This window comes from Streptomyces sp. NBC_00654, from assembly GCF_026341775.1.
Lineage (GTDB): Bacteria > Actinomycetota > Actinomycetes > Streptomycetales > Streptomycetaceae > Streptomyces.
The window spans coordinates 387,791-405,525 of sequence record NZ_JAPEOB010000001.1; the positions used below are offsets into that span (position 1 = coordinate 387,791).

The window sequence follows — 17,735 nt, forward strand, 5'->3', positions numbered from 1 at the left end:
GGGCGGAGGGAGCAGGGCGCGTGGTGGAGGGCGCGTGGCGGGTGGTGGTGCGGGAGCGTGCGGTGCGCGGGTGGTGCGGGGGCGTGCGGTGCGGGGCGCTCTCACCCGGTTGGCACGCCGCTCTGCGAAGCGCGAGGTCGGGGCGCAGGCTGGAAACCATGTGGTCCCGCCGACTCGCCCCGGGCGTCCTGCTCCTGCCGCTGGCCTTCCTGGTGTTCCGGGACGCCCCGGCGGGGCTCGTCCCGCCCGCGCAGAGCGCGATCGGCCCGGTGCCGCCGCGCGGGCTGCCGCAGCCCGCGATCGTGAGCCGGGCGGCCTGGCACGCGGACGAGGCCATGGTCAAGGAGCGGCCACGCTACACGGGGGCGGCGAAGGCGGTGTTCGTCCACCACACCGGGAACTCCAACGGGTACGACTGCGCCGACGCCCCGGACCTGATCCGGGCCGTGCAGGCGGAACACATCCGGGGCGAGGGCTGGGACGACATCGGCTACAACTTCGTCGTCGACCGGTGCGGCACCATCTACGAGGGGCGCGCGGGCGGCGTCGGCCGGTCGGTGCGCGGGGCGCACACCAAGGGGTTCAACGCCGACACCGTGGGCATCGCCGCCCTCGGCAGTTTCGGCTCCGGGACGACCGTGCCGAAGGCGCTCACCGACGGGATCGCCAAGGTCGCCGCCTGGAAGCTGCGGCCCGGCATCGATCCGCGCGGGACGGTGGAACTCGTGTCGACGAACGACGAGAGCCTGTACGACAAGGGCGAGGTGGCCCGGCTGGCGGTCATCTCGGGGCACCGCGACAGCTACGGGACCAGTTGTCCCGGTGAGGTGCTGTACGAACTGCTGCCCGTGCTGCGGGAGAAGGTGGCCGCGCTGCGCGCGAAGACCGGGCGGCAGGCCGCCACGGCCCGGCTGCGGCCCACGCTCTGACGGCCGGGCACATGACGGCCGGGCACGTGACGAGCGGGTGCGTGACGGCCGGGTTCGTGATGACCGGGCACGTGACTACCGGGCCACGAACTGGGTCAGGATCGCCTGCACCTCGTAGATGTCGACCCCCTTGGTGAACGTCTTCTGGATCGGCGCGGCACTCCCCGAGATCCAGATCTTCAGCTCCGCGTCCAGGTCGAACGTCCCGGCCGTCTCCACCGCGAAGTGCGTGATGCTGCGGTACGGGACGGAGTGGTACTCCACCTTCTTGCCGGTGATCCCCTGCTTGTCGACGAGAAGGAGCCGCCGGTCGGTGAACAGGATGGTGTCGCGTATCAGCTGATACGCGGCGTGCACCTGCTCGCCCTGGCCCAGGAGCCGTGCGTAATCCTGCTGCGCCTTGCCCTGGTTGACCGTGTGCGCGTTGCCGAACAGTGCCATGGAGGCCCCCGTCTTCCTATGTCTCAGGTGTCCGAGTCGGACGATCTTCCTACGTTATTACGCACTTGTCGGGGGTCCTGGTTCCCTTCCGGCACGAGCACCCGTTGCCGTACCCGTACCCGTACCCGTTGCCGTACCGGCGCCGTCACAGCGTCACGATCGTCACCTCGGTCGCCTTGACGCTCGTCCAGACCTCCGTGCCGTCGGCGATCCCGAGTTCGGCGGCGGCCTGCGGGGTGATCTCCGCGACCAGGTCCGGTGCTTCGGGCGAGGTGATCAGCAGGCGCAGCCGGCTGCCGCTGCCGGTGATCTCACGGACGGTGCCGGGCCAGACGTTGCGGGGGCTGCCGCTGGGCCGGTCCCGGTGTACGGAGACGGCTTCCGGCGCGATGATCGCGAGCGCCTCGGTGCCCGCGGGGAGCGGGTCGGCGACGACGAGGAGCCCGCCGCCGGGCAGGGCGAGGCCGTCGGCGGCGGCGGTACCGGGCCAGGCATTGCGGCCGAGCATGCGCGCGACCCACGGGGAACGGGGGTTCCGGGCCACCTCACCGGGCGGCTCGTCCTGGAGCGCACGGCCCTCTTCGAGGACGAGGACGCGGTCGGCCAGCGAGACCGCCTCGACCGGGTCGTGGGTGACGATCAGGCAGACCCCGCCGAAGTCCGCCAGGTGGCCGCGCAGGGTGTGGCGTACCTGGGCGCGGGTGGTCTGGTCGAGGGCGGCGAGCGGTTCGTCCAGCAGCAGCAGCCGGGGGCGCGCCGCCAACGCCCTTGCCAGGGCGACGCGTTGGGCCTGGCCGCCGGAGAGCTGGGCGGGCTTTCGGTGGGCGAGGTGGCCGACGCCGAGCCGGTCGAGCCAGGCCTGTGCCTCGCGCCGGGCCTCGCTCCGGGCGACCCCGTGGGCGCGGAGCCCGTACGCCGTGTTCGTCAGGGCGCTCAGGTGCGGGAAGAGGGCCCCGTCCTGGGGTACCCAGGCGACGCCCCGGCGGTGCGGGGGCAGGGCCGTGACATCGGTGTCCCCCAGGCGCAGTTCGGCGTGGGCGCGGGGGGTGAGCCCGAGAAGGGCCCGCAGCAGCGTGGTCTTGCCCGCGCCGTTGGGGCCGACGACCGCGATGGTGGTACCCGGGCCGGCGTCCAGGGCCAGGGTGGTGAAACCGGTGACCTCGGCCCGGAGCGGCCAGCGCTCCCGCGGCCCGGGGGGCGGCGCGGGGACCGGCGCGGGGAGCCGGCCGGGCACGGGACCGGGGAGCGCGCCGGGCGGCGGACCGGCGGGATCGCGCGTGTCGGGTACGGCCTTCGGCGGACGCGGGCGGTCGCCGCCGCCCGGCGTACCGGTCCAGCGGCCGCGCAGCGCGACGAGGACGGCCATGGCGATGGCGAGCAGCAGCAGGGAGACGGAGGTGGCGGCCTCGGGGGAGTCCTGGAGCAGCAGATACACCTGGAGGGGCAGCGTCTGTGTGGTGCCGGGGAGATTCCCGGCGAACGTGATGGTGGCGCCGAACTCGCCGAGCGCCCGCGCCCAGGTCAGCGCGGCCCCGGCGATCAGTCCGGGGGCGACCATGGGCAGCGTGACGGTGAGGAACACCCGTAGCGGCGAGGCGCCGAGGGACGCCGCGGTCTCCTCGTAGCGGGGGCGCAGACCGCCCAGCGCGCCTTCGAGGCTGATGACGAGGAACGGCATTGCGACGAACGTGGCGGCGAGCACCGCCCCCGAGGTGTGGAAGGGCAGTGTGATGCCGAAGGTGTCCTCCAGCCAGGGGCCGAGCAGCCCGCGCCGGCCGAAGGCCAGGAGCAGCGCCACCCCGCCGACCGTGGGAGGCAGGACCATCGGCAGCAGGACCAGCGAGCGGACGAACGCCTTGCCGGGGAAGGGCACCCGGGCCAGCAGCCACGCCAGCGGCACCCCGAGCACGAGCGACAGCCCGAGCGCCCACAGCGACACGAGGAGCGACAGCCTGAGTGCCTGGGTGGTCCCCTCGGAGGTCAGGTGCGCGCCGAGGTCGCCCCAGGACGTGCGGGCCAGGATGCCGATCAGCGGCATCATCAGGAACGCCACGGCAAGCAGCGCGGGCACGGCCAGGACGAGCGGGGCGCGGGAGCCCGGCGCGTGGCCGCGGAGACGTTTCATGACTGGCTGACCCCTGGTCCCGTCCTCGAAGTGCGTTGTGCGGGCTGCCCGTTGCTGAAGACTGTCCCTCATCCCTGGCGGGACAGCCTCATGGTGGCCGGGCAGCCCGCGACGGCGGTTACGGCTGCTGGAAGCCCGCGCCCTGGAGGATCTTCCGGGCCTCCGGCGTGGACAGCCAGGCGACGAACGCCGCTGCCGCCTCCGTGTGCTCGGAGGCCTTCAGGGTGGCGGCCGGGTAGGAGGCGACGGCGTTCTGCTCGTCGGGGATCTCGATCGCGTCGACCTTGCCGGTGGCCGTGGCGGCGTCCGTCCTGTAGACGAGCCCCGCGTCGGCCTCGCCCAGCTCGACCTTGCTGAGGACGGCGCGGACGTTGGGCTCCTGGGAGACCGGCTTCACGTCGATCTTCTGCGCGTCCAGGATCTGCTTGCCGTACCGGCCGACGGGCACCTCGGGGGCGGCGAGGACGACCTTCAGATCGGTGTCGGCGAGGTCCTTGAGGTTCTCGATCTTCTCCGGGTTGCCCTCGGCGGTGGCGATGACCAGGCGGTTCCTGGCGATCACGGTCGGGGTACCGGTGTCGGAGGCCAGCGTGTCCATCGTCCTGGTGTCGGCGGTGACCAGCACGTCGGCGGGGGCACCCTGCTTGACCTGGGCGGCCAGCTCCTGGGAACCGGCGAAGGAGAACGTGACCTTCGTGCCCGGGTGGGACTTCTCGTACGCGGCGCCCGCCGTCGTGAAGACATCGGTCAGCGAGGACGCGGCCAGCACCGTCAGATCGGCCTTCGGGGCGCCCGAGGCGGAACCGGTGGCCTTGGCGCTGTCGTCCGCGGCCCTGTCGTCACTGCCGCAGGCCGTCAGCGGCAGCAGCAGGGCGGCCGTCGCGGCGGCGGCGACGGTGGCGCGGCGTCCGGTGAACAGGGGAGACATGAGGTCGGGCTCCTTGGGTGCGTACGGAGGTGCCGTACGCGGTCGGCGGATGGTGGACGCCTTCCGGACGGGGACGGCGCGGCGGGTGCGGGACGGCGAGCGGGTGCGGGTGGTGCGTGCGTGCGCGTGGTGCGTGCGTGCGAGAGGTGCGTGCGTGCGAGAGGTGCGTTCCGGGCGGTACGGGGCGTGCGCGTGGTGCGCGGGGTGCGTGCGCGCGGGCGCCGATGGCCGGTGCGTACCTGTGTCAGGTCCGGTCGATGTGCACGCTGGTCGACTTCACGCGGGCGGTGGCCCGCATACCGACTTCGAGGCCCAGTTCCTCGACGGCTTCCCGGGTGAGCAGCGAGACGAGCCGGTGCGGTCCGGCCTGGATCTCGACCTGGGCCGCCACATCGCCGAGCTTGACGGCGGTGACGATGCCGGGGAAGGCGTTGCGGGCCGAGGTGTACGGGGCCTCCTCCTCGCCGTTGCCGCTCTGGCCGACCTCGATCGAGAAGGCGGCCAGATCCCGGCCGTCGATCAGCCGCCGGCCCGCTTCGTCGCGATGGGTCGCGACCCGTCCGGCGTCCGCCCAGCGTCGGGCGGTGTCGGGGCTGACGCCGAGCAGACGTGCCGCCTGGCCGATTGTGTAGGACTGCATGTGCGACACGCTAGGGCGATCTGGCTCGCATACGCAATTGTCTGGACGATTGTCCATGGCAGATGCGGTTCGGTCGGTGGAACGGACGAAGTCCGCGGCGCGCCGGGTCCCCGGGCGCGCGCCGGAGCCGACGGCCTCGCCGTACGTCACCCCACCCGGCCGGTGTGCCCGGGTGTTCCGGACGCCCCGGAGACCGCCGGAACACCCGGATCAGACACTCGGAGACTGTGCCGGAACACCCGGAACAGCGCCCGGAGACCGCCGGAACACCCGGAACGGCGCCCGGAACACGCGGAACGGCGCCCGGCCCCCCCCGGAACCGGTGCGCCGTCCTCCCGTACGTCCGTCAGGTCACGGGCGTGAGCTCGGGCATCTCGCCCTTGACCGTCACGACGTCGATCACGGCGAAGGTCGCGCCCTGCGGGTCGCTGAGCGCGGCGAACCGGCCGAAGGGGCTGTCCATCGGCCCGAACCGCAGCACTCCGCCGCGCTCGGTCGCCTTCGCCACCGCCGCGTCGCAGTTCTCGACGGTGAAGTACACGCTGACGTACGGCGGAGCCTCGGGCGGGAACTCGTCGCCCATCTTCATCCGCCCCAGGACCGGTTCGTCACCGAGGTCGAACACCCGGTAGTCGATCGCGGCGTCCTTCATCTGCTGCATCCGGTAGGGGAAGACGCCGGCGAGGAAGGCGTCCGACTTCTCGGGCTCCCGGGTGAAGACCTCGGCCCAGCAGTAGGCGCCGGGTACGGCGGTCGCCTCGAACCCCTCGTGGGTGCCGGCCTGCCACACGCCGAAGACGACCCCGCTCGGGTCGCGGGCCAGCACCATCGTGCCGAAGTCGCCGACCGTCATCGGCTCCATCAGCACCTCGCCCCCCTGGGCGCGGATCTTTCCGGCGGTCGCCGCCGCGTCCGGCGACGCGAGGTACAGACACCAGGCGGAGTGGCCTTCCGCGCCGGGCATCGGAGGGACGACGGCGGCCACCGCCTTGCCGTCGGCGTACGCCTGCGTGTAGTTGCCGTACTCCGAAGCGGACTCGCCGAACGTCCAGCCCAGCACGTCTCCGTAGAAGCTCTTCGCGCCTTCGATATCGGCGAACATCGCATCCGCCCAGCACGGTGTTCCCTCAGGTTGTACAGCCATGGTTCTGACTCTTTTCCGTCGGTCGGGTGGTCCCGCCCCGCACTGCCACGCTAGCCAGCCCCCCGTCCCTCCGCGCGCCGAGCGGCCTCCCTGGCACTATTGCTCTAGTGCATAAAATGATGACGCTAGTTCAAAGTGGTCTACACTCTCGCCATGCCTGCGACCACTCCTCGGCCCGTGACCCTGACCGGGCGCCATGTCGGCCTCGTGCCGTTGACGATGGACCACCTCGACGACCTCTTCGCGGCCGGTGGCCGGGACGAGGAGGTGTGGCGCTGGCAGGGCGGCCCGGCGCCGCTGACGCCGGGCGAGCTCGGAGCCAGACTCGCGGACCTGCTCGAAGCCGCGGACCGGGGTACGTATGTCCCGTTCGCCGTCATCCACCGCGAGAGCGGCCGGGCGGTCGGCTGGACGACGTACATGGATGTCGAGGAGCAGCACGAGCGTCTGGAGATCGGCTGGACCTGGTACGGGCGCGCGTACTGGCGGTCGCCGGTCAACACCGAGGCGAAGCTGCTCCTGTTGACCCATGCCTTCGAGGAACTGGGCATGGGGCGCGTGCAGTTGAAGACCGACCACCTCAACGAGCGCTCGCAGGCCGCGATCGCCCGCCTCGGTGCCCGCCGGGAGGGGGTCCTGCGCCGCCACCGGCTCCGCCACGACGGGACCTGGCGGGACACCGTCTACTTCTCGCTGCTCGCCGAGGAGTGGCCCGCGGCCAAGGCCCGCCTCGCCGCGCGTCTCTACGGAGCCGGGTCCCCGGAGAGCGGCGGCACGATCGCCCCGAAGCGCACGAGCGTCTGACGCAGCCCGGACATCGGTACGGAGACGATGTCGCCGCCCCGGTCCGCGGACAGGGCCGCGAGCGCGCCGGCCGCCTGCCCGGTCGCCATGGCCGTGGCCTGGACGCGGAGCGCGGAGTTCGCCGCCTGGTCGGACCCGACGCAGCGCCCCGCGACCACGGCGTACGGGTTGGCGGCCGGGACCATCGCGTCGCGCGGCACGGTCGGGACCACGCCGTGGCGGAGATGGGTCTTGGCGACCCCGTCGCCGTCCGGCCGGTGGATGTCGATCGGGTAGAAGCTGTGGCACACCGCGTCGGGCCGGTTGCGGCCGGTGAGATAGTCCTCGCCGGTCACCTCGGTCCGGGCGTCGATCGTGAGGCTCTCGCGGACACCGACCTCCGCCGCGCGGAAGTCGAGCCGGACGGCTTCGAGGCCCGGCAGGGTGCGCAGGAACCGGTAGATCCGCAGGATCGCGGCCCCGCCCGCGAGCTCCGCGGCCGTACGGCCCTCGCTGGTCGCGCCGTCGATCCCGACGAGATGGATCGCGTTCTCGCCCCGCTTGTCCAGGAACGGCAGCAGGGGCCGCCCCCGGGAGCCCAGGTCCGCCGGGTGCAGCGCCCCCGACCCGATCGCCTCCGCGCAGCGGCGGTCGAGCTCGTCCCGGTCCAGGGAGGCGACGTCGTAGCCGGACAGCCGGATGTCGATGGTGCCGGGCTGGCGCTCCGGATTGCGCCTGCGCGGCAGTCCGGCGAGGCCGATCGCGTCCGCGTCGCCGGAGCAGTCGACCAGCCGCCGGGCCGTGACCGGTTCGAGCCCGTCCTTGCCGCACAGCTGGATCTCCCACAGCTCACCGGTCCACCGCACCGAGGCGGGCATCGTGTGCAGGCGCAGGTCGATCCCGCGGTGCTGGACCTCCTCCATGAGGAGCGCGCCGTACAGCGGTGCGTTCAGCCGCACCTGACGCCGCCAGTGGGGGCGGTCGTCGTCGGAGAAGTCCGGCAGCTCCTCGCCGCTCAGCTCGACGGCCCTGCACACCAGGTCCCAGCCGATACCGGCGATCACCTGCTCTCCCCATGCGTGGAAGAGCCCGGGGAACGCGATGTTCGCGTAGGTGGTGGTGCCGCCGAGTCCGGCGTTCTTCTCGACCAGCAGCGTGCGGGCGCCGAGGCGGGCGGCCTGGACGGCGGCCGGGACCCCCGAGGGGCCACCGCCTATGACAACGATGTCGTACCTGCGCATGGATCTCTCGCACCTCTGTCGGGGGGATTGATTCGTTTCAATCCTAGCGACGAAGGCGCGCCGGGACGAGGGGCGTGCGGGCCGCCGGGCGGATGATCCGTCCCGGCCGGCCTCTCATCGGTGGGCCCGGTGCTCGGTCCGTGCGTCGTCCACGAGGTGGTCGGCGCAGTCCGGGTTCCGGCAGGGACCGGGACCCCAGACGGGGACGAAGATCCCGAGGGTCTTGTGCCGTTTCAGTTCGGTCGCGACGGGCTGCTTGCAGGTCGGACACATGAAGGCGGCCTGCCGCTGCATCTCACGCTCATTGCTGGCCATAACCTCACCATAAGCCTGGCTGGATTGTTTGAAAAGTTTTTTCCTCGCCTTTGCCGGCACGGGGTTTCGTCCGCCGGGTGGGCGCCCCTCAGGGTTCTGGATCCGCACGGGAGTTCCCCTTGGAGTTCCCTTCGGGCGGGCGGCGCAGGCTCAGCACCACCGACACCGTCAGGACCACGACGATGACCGCCAGGCTCAGCGGCGAGGGAATCTCCGGGACGTCCTCGCTGATCATCTTGTGGGACGCCTGGAGGATCAGTTTGACGCCGATGAAGGAGAGGATGATCCCGAGCCCGTGGCTCAGGTAGTGGAACCTGTCCAGGAGGCCCGCGAGCATGAAGTACAGGGCCCGCAGTCCCAGAATGGCGAAGGCGTTGCTGGTGTAGACGATGAACATCTCGTCGCTGACCGCGAGCACCGCCGGCACGCTGTCGACGGCGAAGACCAGGTCGGCGGCCTCGATCGCGGCGACGACGGCGAGCAGGGGGGTGCCGACCCGCCGGCCCGCCTCCTTGACGGTGAATTTCGCACCGGCGTATTCGTCCCGGACCGGAATCACTTTGCGCAGCAGGCGTACGGCGAGGCTCTTGCCCGGGTCGAAGGTTTCTTCTTCTCCCCTGAGGATTTTATAGGTGCTGTAGAAAAGGATGGCCGCGAAGACAAAGAGCACGGCGGTGAAACGTCCGACCACCGCGACGCCGAGGGAGAGGAATATCCCGCGAAATACGAGCGCACCGAAGACGCCGAAGAAAAGGACGCGGTGCTGATAGGCACGGGGCACCCGGAAATACGCGAAGATCAGGGCGAAGACGAACAGGTTGTCGACCGACAGGCTCTTCTCCAGCAGCCACGCGGTGGTGTATTCGGTTCCGGCGGTCGGCCCGAGGACCAGGAACACCACCCCGCCGAACACCAGCGCGAGGCTCACCCACAGCCCGCTCCAGAGGGCAGCTTCCCTGAAGCCGATGACATGGGTGTCGCGGTGCGCCAGGAGGTCGATCACCAGCGCCACGACCACGGTCGTGGCGAACGCCCCCCACAGCCACAGCGGTACGTCGAGCATGTGGGCGACCCCGGATCGGTCGCGAGAGGTGGATGGGGTCCTGTCCTACGAGTGTGCGCCGGGGGCCCGCGTCCCGCGCGTCGGCGGACCGCGCGGGCACGCGGGACGCGGGGGCTCAGCCGCGTCCCCCGGCGGCCGGGAGAAGGTGCCCGGTGAACCAGTCCCGGGCCAGGTCCGCGACCCGGTCCAGCGCGCCCGGCTCCTCGAAGAGATGGCTCGCCCCCGGGACGATCTCCAGTCGGTTCTCGCAGGTCAGCCGCTCGCCGGCCTGCTGGTTGAGCGCGAGCACCGTTGTGTCGAGGCCGCCCACGACAAGGAGTGTCGGAGCGCGTACGTCACCGAGCCGGCTCCCGGCGAGGTCGGGCCGGCCGCCCCGCGAGACCACCGCGCCGATGTCCGCGCCCGCCTCCGAGGCGGCCCGCAGCGCCGCCGCCGCTCCGGTGCTCGCCCCGAAGTAGCCGATCGGCAGCGCCACCCGGGCGCGCAGCAGGCGGGTGGCCTCCGACAGGCGCCCGGCCAGGGTCCCGATGTCGAAGACATGCCCGTGGTCGGCCGCCTCCACGGGGGTGAGCAGATCGAACAGGAGCGTGCCCAGGCCCGCTTCGTTGAGGGACGCCGCGACCGATCTGTTGCGCGGGCTGTGGCGGCTGCTGCCCGAGCCGTGGGCGAACATCACGACCGCGCCGGCGCCGTCCGGCAGGACGAGATCCCCGGTCAGCTCGATGCCGCCCGTCCCGGCCGGCCCGCCCGAGCTGGGCGCGCCGCCCACGGCCAGCCGCACCTCTTCCGTACGCACGGCCGGCGGGCGCGTGGACCGGGGGCGCAGGGGCCGGTCCGCCGCCGCCCGTGCCAGCAGGGCGACGACCTCGTCGTCGGAGGTCTGGGAGAAGTCGCGGTACCACTCGCCGACGGACGAGAACGGCTGCGGCGCGGCCAGGCACACCACCTCGTCCACCCCTTCGCGCAGCCGCGCGACGGCGTCCGGCGGGGCCACCGGAACGGCCAGGACGACGCGTGCCGCGCCCTGTGCCCGTACGACCGCGCAGGCGGCCCGAGCGGTGGAGCCGGTCGCGATCCCGTCGTCGACCACGATCACCGTCCGGCCCTCCAGCGCCCGGCGCGGACGGCCGTCACGGAACCGGTGCGCCCGCCGTGCGAGCTCCGCCGACTCGGTGCGCTCGACCGCGGCGAGATCCTCCTCCGTCACGCCCGCGCGGCGGACGATGTCCTCGTTGAGGACCCGTACCCCGTCCTCGCCGATGGCGCCGAATCCCAGCTCCCGGTGGTACGGGACGCCGAGCTTGCGGACGACGATCACATCGAGCGGTGCGCCCAGCTCCCTGGCCACCTCGTACGCCACCGGGACTCCGCCGCGGGGCAGGCCCAGGACGACGGGACGTTCTTCCTTCCACCGCCGGAGGGCATGGGCGAGCCGCAGTCCGGCGTCCGTGCGATCGGTGAACAGCACGATGGGTCACCCCCAGCGAGGGCGGACGGAGGCCACGTACGTACACACCACGCAGTACGTGCCTACCTCGACGCAACCCCGTTCGCGGCCGTTCCGCAACTCCGGACCGGGCCGGTGTCCGGCCCGCCGGAAGCCCTCAGCGCATCGGTACGACCCCGGCCCCGGTCCCGCCGGTGTCACGGGGGCGCCGGGTCGCGGCGGCGACGGAGGCCATGAGTTCGGCGTCCAGGAAGGACGGATCGGCCAGCCGGGTCGCGGAGGCGTAGGAGCTGAGCAGGGCCTTGGTGACGCGCAGGGCGGCCTCGGGGCGGCGGACGACGGGCTTGGCCCAGGCGCTGACGGCCTCGTCGAGGGCGTCCTCGGGCACGACGCGCTGGAGGATCGACAGGCTGTACGCCTCGGTGGCGTCGAAGGCCCGTCCGGTGAGGATCAGCTCGCGGGCGCGGGCGGCGCCGACCTCGTGGATCAGCCGGGGCAGCACGCCGCCCCACGCGGTGGGCAGGCCGAGGGCCAGCTCCGGCAGCCGGAATCCGGCGGTGTCGGCGCCGACCCGCAGGTCGCAGGCGAGGGCCAGGGCCAGCCCGGCGCCGATGGCCTTGCCCTGGACCCGGGCGATGGTGACGGCCCGGCTCCCGGAGAGCGCCTCGCAGACGCGGCGGGCCTTGTCCCCGGCGAGCCGGATGCCGCGCCCGGTCGGGTCCTCCTCCAGCCAGTCGGCGAACTCGGTCCGGTCCCCGCCCAGACAGAAGTCGTCCCCGGCACCGCTGAGCACCAGCACCCGTACGTCGGGGTCCGGTGCGGCCAGGACCTCCAGGAGGTCGTCCAGCATCGCCTCGGTGACCGCGTTGCCGGTGGCGGGGCTGTTCAGCTCCACGCGCAGGACGGGGCCCTCGCGCACGGTGCGTACGGTGCCCGGCCGGCCGTAGGGGGTCAGGAAGTCGGGGAGGGAGAGCCTCATGCCGTCACGCTCATCGAGGTCACCCGCCGGAAGACCATGCGGGAGGCGTAGTCGGGTGGTGCGGCGGCGCGCAGGGCCGGGAAGCGGTCCAGCAGCGCGGTGAGCAGCGTACGGGCCTCCAGGCGGGCGAGCGCCGCGCCCAGGCAGTAGTGCACACCGCCGCCGAAGGTGAGGTGGCCGCCGCCGCGCAGGATGTCGAAGGTGTCGGGGTCCTCGTTGCGCCGGGGGTCGTGGTTGGCGGCCCCGTACAGGACGTGGACCATGCTGTCCTTCGCGATCGGGACTCCGGCCAGGACGGTGTCCTCGGCGGCGATCCGGCTGTTGATGTGTATGGGCGGGTCGTACCGCAGGACCTCGTCGATCGCCGCGTCGATGTGCTCGGGGTGCTCCCGCAGCCAGGCCCACCGGCCGGGCTCCTCCAGCAGCAGCGCCACCATGGACGACAGCAGGGTCGCGGTGGTCTCCAGCGAGGCGATGGTGACGAACATGGTGAGGCGGTAGAGGACCTCGTCCGCCGTCTCACGGTCGGGTTCGAGCCCGTCCCAGGTGTGGATCCAGCCGGTCAGGACGTCATCGCCGGGAGCGGCACGGCGCCGCGCGACCAGGTCGGTGAAGTACGCGCGCAGTTGCGCCGTCGCCTCGGCGGACACGGCGAGCTGGCTCCTGGTGGGCAGCAGCTCCTGGGCGTGCACCTGGTTGTGGGTGATCTCCAGGATGTGCGGATGGTCCTCGGGCGGGATGCCCAGCCAGGAGCCGATGGTGCTGATCGGGAGCTGTTCGCTGACGGTGCTGACGAGGTCGGCCTCGCCCCACCGGAGCTTGTCGGCCAGCTCGTCGAGGAGGCGGGTGACATGCCCCTCGACCTGCGGGGCCAGCCGCTCGATGGTCGAGCGGTCGAAGAGGTTGCCGAGGCTGCGGCGCTGGCAGGTGTGCGCGGGGGCGTTGAGGCGGGAGAGGGTCTTGGTCATCTCCTGGGTGGCGACCGCGTCCCAGCGCCCGGTGTCGTCCTGGCGTTCCTGCCAGGCGAAGTCGGGCGCCAGCCAGTGGCGGCCGCGCAGCACCTGGCTGCACGCGTCGAAACCGGTGACGAAATAGCCGTTCCACGGAGCGCGGACGACGTCCCCCATGGCGCGCAGTTCACCCAGGAGCGGGTACGGGTCGGCCTGGCCCTGGGGGGAGTGCAGGCGTCGCAGGAGCGAGATGAGAGCACGGCGGTCGGCGGGGGGCGTCCCTATGCCACTGATAGCGCTCACGCAGAGTTCCTTGACCTAGGCTCCGGGTTACCGCCTGAACCTACCCCTCCGCATATCTCCGCCAAGCGTCGATCTTTGTTGCCCCCGTCACATGCAAAAGTCGTGAATGCCCTTTGTCATATGCGAATAGCGATATGGGCACTCACTCATCGATGGCGTACGCACTCATCCGCGTACGCCCTTACTCAAACGCGCACTCATATGTGCGCTCAATTGCGCGTCGGCCGCCCGCTCACACCCGGAAGACGTCGAGGAACGAGCTCCACCAGCCCTTGGGCTTCTTGTGCGACTCCGCAGCGTGATGATGCGGGACCGCGGAGTTGGGGGCCGGCTGCGCGGCAGGCTGTGCGGCCGGTCGTGCGCCGGGGGCGGTGCCGCGTGCGGCGGTCGGGCTGAAGCGCACCGGCAGGGAGACCAGGGCCCGGTGGAACGGGCCCGGCCGCCACTCGACGCCCGAGGCCTGCACGGCCAGGGTGAGGTCCGGCACCGTGTTGAGGATCTTCTCGATCGCGGTGAGGGCGATGAGCTGCGCGGGCGACTTGGCCGGGCAGACATGGGGGCCCGCACCCCAGGCCAGATGGGCGCCCTTGCTCAGGGTCTGGCGGGCGCCGGTGAGCGCGGGGTCGCTGTTCGCGGCGGCGAAACTGATCAGGACCGGGGTGCCGGCCCGCAGGGTCACCCCGTCCAGGTCGATGTCCTGGATCGGGTAGTGCGTCGCGTAGTTGGCGATGGGCGGGTTGTTCCACAGCACGTCGTCGAGCGCGTCCTCGACGAGCATCCCGGTACCGCGCCGCTCCGGCCCCGGGCCGGAGGCGTCCCCGGCCAGCAGGAGCAGCAGCGCGTTGGCGATGAGATTGCGCTCCGGCTCCACGCCCGCGCCCATCAGCATGACGAGCTGGTCCTTGAGTTCCTCGTCGCGCAGGCCCGCCGGGTGCTGGATGAGCCAGGAGGTGATGTCCTCGCCCGGCTGGCGGCGCTTCAGCGCGACCAGCTCCATCAGGCATTCCGTCAGTTCCGCGTTGGCCCGCAGGACGTCCTCGCCGTCGAAGATGGCGGACATGCCGCGGGTCAGCCGGTCACCGATGTCACCGGGGCAGCCGAACAGCTGGTTGAACAGCAGCAGCGGCAGGAGCTTGGCGTACTCGCCCAGCAGGTCGGCGCTGCCGCGCTCGATGAACTGGTCGATGAGGTAGTCACCGATGCGCTCGACGTCCCGGCTGAGGCGGCTGGAGCTCAGGCGCCCGAGGCTCTCGGTCACCGCCTTGCGCAGCCGCAGGTGCTCGGCGCCGTCCGTGAACAGGCAGTTGGGCCGGTACGCCATCATCGGCAGCACCGGGCTGTCGAGCGGCACCCGGCCCTCGCGCAGCGCGGCCCACCGGCGCGAGTCGCGGGGGAAGAGCGCCGGGTTCTGCAGAACCCGGAGCGCGGCCTCGTGCTGCACGACGAGCGTGGCCTCCACCCCGGGGGCCAGCTCGATCGGCGAGGCGGGCCCGTTCGCGCGGAACGCGTCGTACACCCGGTGCGGGTCGGACGCGAACTCCGGCCCGTAGAGCGAGCTCTGCCCCTCCTGGTGCATGGGGCACCCAGCGGGGGCGCTGTACGGGGTGGCTCCCGGCTGAGAGTCCATGTGTGATTCCTCGGTGTGATCGCGGGGCTCCGCGGAGCCCCGGGCGGAAGGGAGGTCAGGCCGCGTGCGCGAGAAGGTGCCGGACCAGGGTGATCAGTGCCTGTGCTGACGAGTTCCGGTCCCGGGCGTCGCAGTACACGACCGGGGTGTCGGGCAGCAGGTCGAGCGCCTCGCGCAGCTCGGCCTCGGCGTGCTGGGACTGCTGGTCGAAGCTGTTGACCGCGACCGCGTACTCCAGGCCGTACGTCTCGACCAGGTCGATGACCGGGAAGGTGTCCGCCAGACGGGCCGGGTCGACCAGGAGCAGGGCGCCGAGCGAGCCCCGCGCCATGTCCTCCCACAGCTCCACGAAGCGCTGCTGGCCGGGCGTACCGAACAGGTACAGGACCAGCTCGTCGCTCAGGGTCAGCCTGCCGAAGTCCAGCGCGACCGTGGTGGTCTTCTTGTCGGGCGCGCCCCGGAGATCGTCGATGTGCGCCCCGGCCTGCGTCATCCGTTCCTCGGTGCGCAGCGGGGTGATCTCGGAGAGAGTGCCGATGAGCGTCGTCTTGCCCACGGCGAAGTGTCCGACGACGAGGATCTTCGCCGCACGCTGCACCGCGTCCGGCACATACATGTTCTCAGCCGAACCGGACCTGGAGTCCATGCAACACCTCTTCGAGGATCTTCCTGTCAACGAGTTGGGCCGGTGGCGGGGCCTTGCGGCGGAGCAGATGCCCCTGTTCCGCTAAATCCTTCAGCAGCAGGCGCGCCACTCCGACGGGCAGCTCCAGATGCCCCGCCACCTCGGCCACCGACAGATAGCCGCCCGAGCACAGCTCCCAGATCGCCCGGACCTCGGGGCTCTGGTTCGGCGGCGGTGCCGCGTCCGGGGCGAGCGTGACCAGGGTGACGAGGGAGAGGTCCTCCGCGGCGGGCAGCCCGCGCCCGCCGGTGATGACATAGGACCGGACGAACCCGCTGCTGACCTGCTGCTCCTCGCCCGGCGCCGTCATGCGTCGCTTCCCGCGTTCTGGCGGGGAGGAGTGGTCATCGCCTTCCCCAGCGCGGTGACCTGCTGCTGCATACGGAAGGACATGGCCTCCATGTCCACGTCGGCCGCGGCGGTCGCCGCGAGGTAGGCGCCGGCGCCCGCCGCGATCAGGAAGATCCAGCCGTCCTCGTACTCCAGGAGCGTCTGCCGCCAGCGCCCGGGGGACTGGGTCCCGATGAAGGGGGCGACGGCCCGGCTGAGCGACTGCATGGAGCTCATGGCCGCCGCGACGGTCTCCGCGTCGTCCCGGCCGATCTCACTGGAGTTGGCCAGCAACAGGCCGTCGGCGGACACGAGGATCGCGTGCCGTGCGCCGGGTACCTGGAGTACGTCGTTCAGTACCCACGAGAGATCGGGGTTCACTGGATCTCGGGTCCTTCCATCGTCGTCGTGTCACGCCCGGACCGCGTACCGCGCTGGAACGCACCCAGCCGGGAAGCGGACTCCTCGTTGCTGCGGGCCGGCCCGGAGTCGGTCGACGGCACCGCTGACACGGGGCTCTTGCGGCGACGCTTGGGCAGACCGCCGGCGGTGGTGACCGGTCCCGCGTACTGCGGGGCGGCCTCCGGCAGCGGGGCGGCCGGCGGGAACAGCGGAGTGGGCGGCGGCGTGGGGGTCCGGTGCCGGGAGAACTCCGACGCGTCGTGCGTGGGGGCGTCGGGGGCCGGGGGCACCTCGCTGGTGAGAAGCTCGTCGGGCAGAAGAACCACCGCGCGTACGCCTCCATAGGGGGAAACGGAGTCCACCGAGATCTTGAACCCGTAGCGGGCGGCCAGCATGCCGGAGACGGCGAACCCGAACTGCGGCGGGATGCCCAGGCTGGAGACGCTGATCGCCGCCCGGGGCGAGAGGAGGTCCGCCGCGCGGTCCTTCTCCTCCTGGCCCATGCCGAGTCCGGCGTCGTCCACGATGAGGCAGACGCCGGTGGGGACGGCCTGGATGTTGATCTCCACCGGGGTGCCGGGGGCGGAGTAGTTGGTGGCGTTGGCCAGCAGCTCTGCGAGGACCACGGCCACCGGCTCGACGGCCTTGCTGACGACCGAGAAGTTCACCTGTCCGTTGACGCGCACCCGGTCGAACTGCCGGATCCGCCCCTGGGCGCTGCGGGCCACGTCGAAGACCGAGGCGACGGTCTCCCGGCGGCCGAGCCAGCCGCCGCACAGTACGGCGATGCCCTGGGCGCGCCGCCCGAACTGGCTGTTGGCGTGGTCGATGGCCATCAGGTCGGCGAGCATCCCGGGGTCGTCGCCGTACTTGTGCTGGGCCTTCTCCAGGACCACCTGCTGCTCGTCCGCGAGACCCTGGAGGGTACGCACGGCGGCCTTGAGGACGGCCTTGGTCTCCTCCTCGGCGTCCTTGCGGACCTCGGAGAGCTCCGAGGCGTGCCGGTGGAGCAGGCTGTTGTGGGCGACATGGAGCTCGTCGCGCTGCCGGAGCAGCGTGTCGCGTTCCTTGCGGAGTTCGGAGTTGTGTCTGCGCAGTCTGATGTTGGTCGTGCGAGCCCGCAGAACGGCACCCACAGCGACCAGTGCTACGACAACCAGTGCCCAGAAGACAGGGCCCTGCGGAAATGTCATGAGACTCACTTCAAGTGCCATGGCTGGAAGACGGTGTGACACTCCCTCAGGCGGTGCGCGGGTCCGGACTCGCCGAGTCGCGGTGTGCACCTCTTGGGAAGGCCCCTCCGAACGTGGGGCCGAGGAATTCATCCCTCCCGGAATGCCCCCATACACCATCAGCCCACTGGAAGTAAGATGATCTTACCACTGGGGTGATGGCTAAATGTC

At 71.7% G+C, this 17,735-nt stretch carries 18 protein-coding genes; 2 read left to right on the plus strand and 16 right to left on the minus strand.

Features of this window, described 5'->3' with window-relative positions; translation table 11 throughout:
- Window positions 1–158 precede the first annotated feature (158 nt).
- A complete protein-coding gene (locus OHA98_RS01760; RefSeq protein ID WP_266922317.1) occupies window positions 159–929 on the plus strand; it encodes a peptidoglycan recognition protein in 771 nt (256 codons plus the stop codon).
- A 75-nt stretch (window positions 930–1,004) separates the two neighbouring features.
- Here OHA98_RS01760 and OHA98_RS01765 read toward each other — a convergent pair whose 3' ends face one another.
- From OHA98_RS01765 to OHA98_RS01785, 5 genes are all read right to left on the minus strand, one after another.
- Entirely contained in the window at window positions 1,005–1,370 is a 366-nt protein-coding gene (locus tag OHA98_RS01765; RefSeq protein ID WP_266922318.1) for a PH domain-containing protein, read from the minus strand.
- Window positions 1,371–1,515: 145 nt separating this feature from the next.
- Window positions 1,516–3,495: an ABC transporter permease gene (locus OHA98_RS01770; RefSeq protein WP_266922319.1), complete on the minus strand. Its 1,980-nt coding sequence runs from the start codon at window positions 3,493–3,495 to the stop codon at window positions 1,516–1,518.
- 118 nt (window positions 3,496–3,613) lie between these two features.
- Window positions 3,614–4,423 (minus strand): molybdate ABC transporter substrate-binding protein, encoded by an 810-nt coding sequence (modA, locus tag OHA98_RS01775; protein WP_266922320.1) that lies wholly within the window; start codon window positions 4,421–4,423, stop codon window positions 3,614–3,616.
- A 244-nt stretch (window positions 4,424–4,667) separates the two neighbouring features.
- A complete protein-coding gene (locus tag OHA98_RS01780; protein ID WP_266922321.1) occupies window positions 4,668–5,063 on the minus strand; it encodes a molybdopterin-binding protein in 396 nt (131 codons plus the stop codon).
- 346 nt (window positions 5,064–5,409) lie between these two features.
- A complete protein-coding gene (locus tag OHA98_RS01785) occupies window positions 5,410–6,207 on the minus strand; it encodes a VOC family protein (protein ID WP_266922322.1) in 798 nt (265 codons plus the stop codon).
- A 153-nt stretch (window positions 6,208–6,360) separates the two neighbouring features.
- On the opposite strand from OHA98_RS01785, the gene OHA98_RS01790 reads away from it, so the two are divergent.
- Window positions 6,361–7,011, plus strand: a complete 651-nt coding sequence (locus OHA98_RS01790; protein WP_266922323.1) for a GNAT family N-acetyltransferase — start codon at window positions 6,361–6,363, stop codon at window positions 7,009–7,011.
- On the opposite strand, the gene OHA98_RS01795 is transcribed toward OHA98_RS01790, so the two are convergent.
- The 11 genes from OHA98_RS01795 to OHA98_RS01845 all read right to left on the minus strand — a co-directional run bounded on the left by OHA98_RS01795 (window position 6,951) and on the right by OHA98_RS01845 (window position 17,525).
- A complete protein-coding gene (locus tag OHA98_RS01795; protein WP_266922324.1) occupies window positions 6,951–8,231 on the minus strand; it encodes an FAD-dependent oxidoreductase in 1,281 nt (426 codons plus the stop codon). The genes OHA98_RS01790 and OHA98_RS01795 overlap by 61 nt on opposite strands.
- 114 nt (window positions 8,232–8,345) lie before the next feature.
- Entirely contained in the window at window positions 8,346–8,546 is a 201-nt protein-coding gene (locus tag OHA98_RS01800; RefSeq protein ID WP_266922325.1) for a hypothetical protein, read from the minus strand.
- An 88-nt stretch (window positions 8,547–8,634) separates the two neighbouring features.
- Entirely contained in the window at window positions 8,635–9,609 is a 975-nt protein-coding gene (locus OHA98_RS01805; RefSeq protein ID WP_266922326.1) for a TerC family protein, read from the minus strand.
- 115 nt (window positions 9,610–9,724) lie between these two features.
- Complete coding sequence (locus OHA98_RS01810) at window positions 9,725–11,077, minus strand: phosphoribosyltransferase (RefSeq protein WP_266922327.1); 1,353 nt, start codon at window positions 11,075–11,077, stop codon at window positions 9,725–9,727.
- Between the two features lie 136 nt (window positions 11,078–11,213).
- Window positions 11,214–12,035 carry an enoyl-CoA hydratase/isomerase family protein gene (locus OHA98_RS01815; protein WP_266922328.1) on the minus strand — a complete coding sequence of 274 codons (822 nt, stop codon included), beginning with the start codon at window positions 12,033–12,035 and terminating at the stop codon, window positions 11,214–11,216.
- Window positions 12,032–13,162, minus strand: coding sequence for a cytochrome P450 (locus OHA98_RS01820; RefSeq protein WP_266927653.1), 1,131 nt, complete (start codon window positions 13,160–13,162; stop codon window positions 12,032–12,034). The genes OHA98_RS01815 and OHA98_RS01820 overlap by 4 nt, the downstream gene beginning before the upstream one ends.
- 358 nt (window positions 13,163–13,520) lie before the next feature.
- Window positions 13,521–14,915 (minus strand): cytochrome P450, encoded by a 1,395-nt coding sequence (locus tag OHA98_RS01825; RefSeq protein ID WP_266922329.1) that lies wholly within the window; start codon window positions 14,913–14,915, stop codon window positions 13,521–13,523.
- Window positions 14,916–14,970: 55 nt separating this feature from the next.
- Window positions 14,971–15,561 (minus strand): ATP/GTP-binding protein, encoded by a 591-nt coding sequence (locus OHA98_RS01830; RefSeq protein ID WP_266922330.1) that lies wholly within the window; start codon window positions 15,559–15,561, stop codon window positions 14,971–14,973.
- A complete protein-coding gene (locus tag OHA98_RS01835; protein WP_266922331.1) occupies window positions 15,536–15,910 on the minus strand; it encodes a DUF742 domain-containing protein in 375 nt (124 codons plus the stop codon). The genes OHA98_RS01830 and OHA98_RS01835 overlap by 26 nt, the downstream gene beginning before the upstream one ends.
- Complete coding sequence (locus OHA98_RS01840; RefSeq protein WP_266922332.1) at window positions 15,907–16,311, minus strand: roadblock/LC7 domain-containing protein; 405 nt, start codon at window positions 16,309–16,311, stop codon at window positions 15,907–15,909. The genes OHA98_RS01835 and OHA98_RS01840 overlap by 4 nt, the downstream gene beginning before the upstream one ends.
- Window positions 16,308–17,525, minus strand: coding sequence for an ATP-binding protein (locus tag OHA98_RS01845; RefSeq protein WP_266922333.1), 1,218 nt, complete (start codon window positions 17,523–17,525; stop codon window positions 16,308–16,310). Before OHA98_RS01845 ends, OHA98_RS01840 begins: the two co-directional genes overlap by 4 nt.
- Window positions 17,526–17,735: the final 210 nt, after the last annotated feature.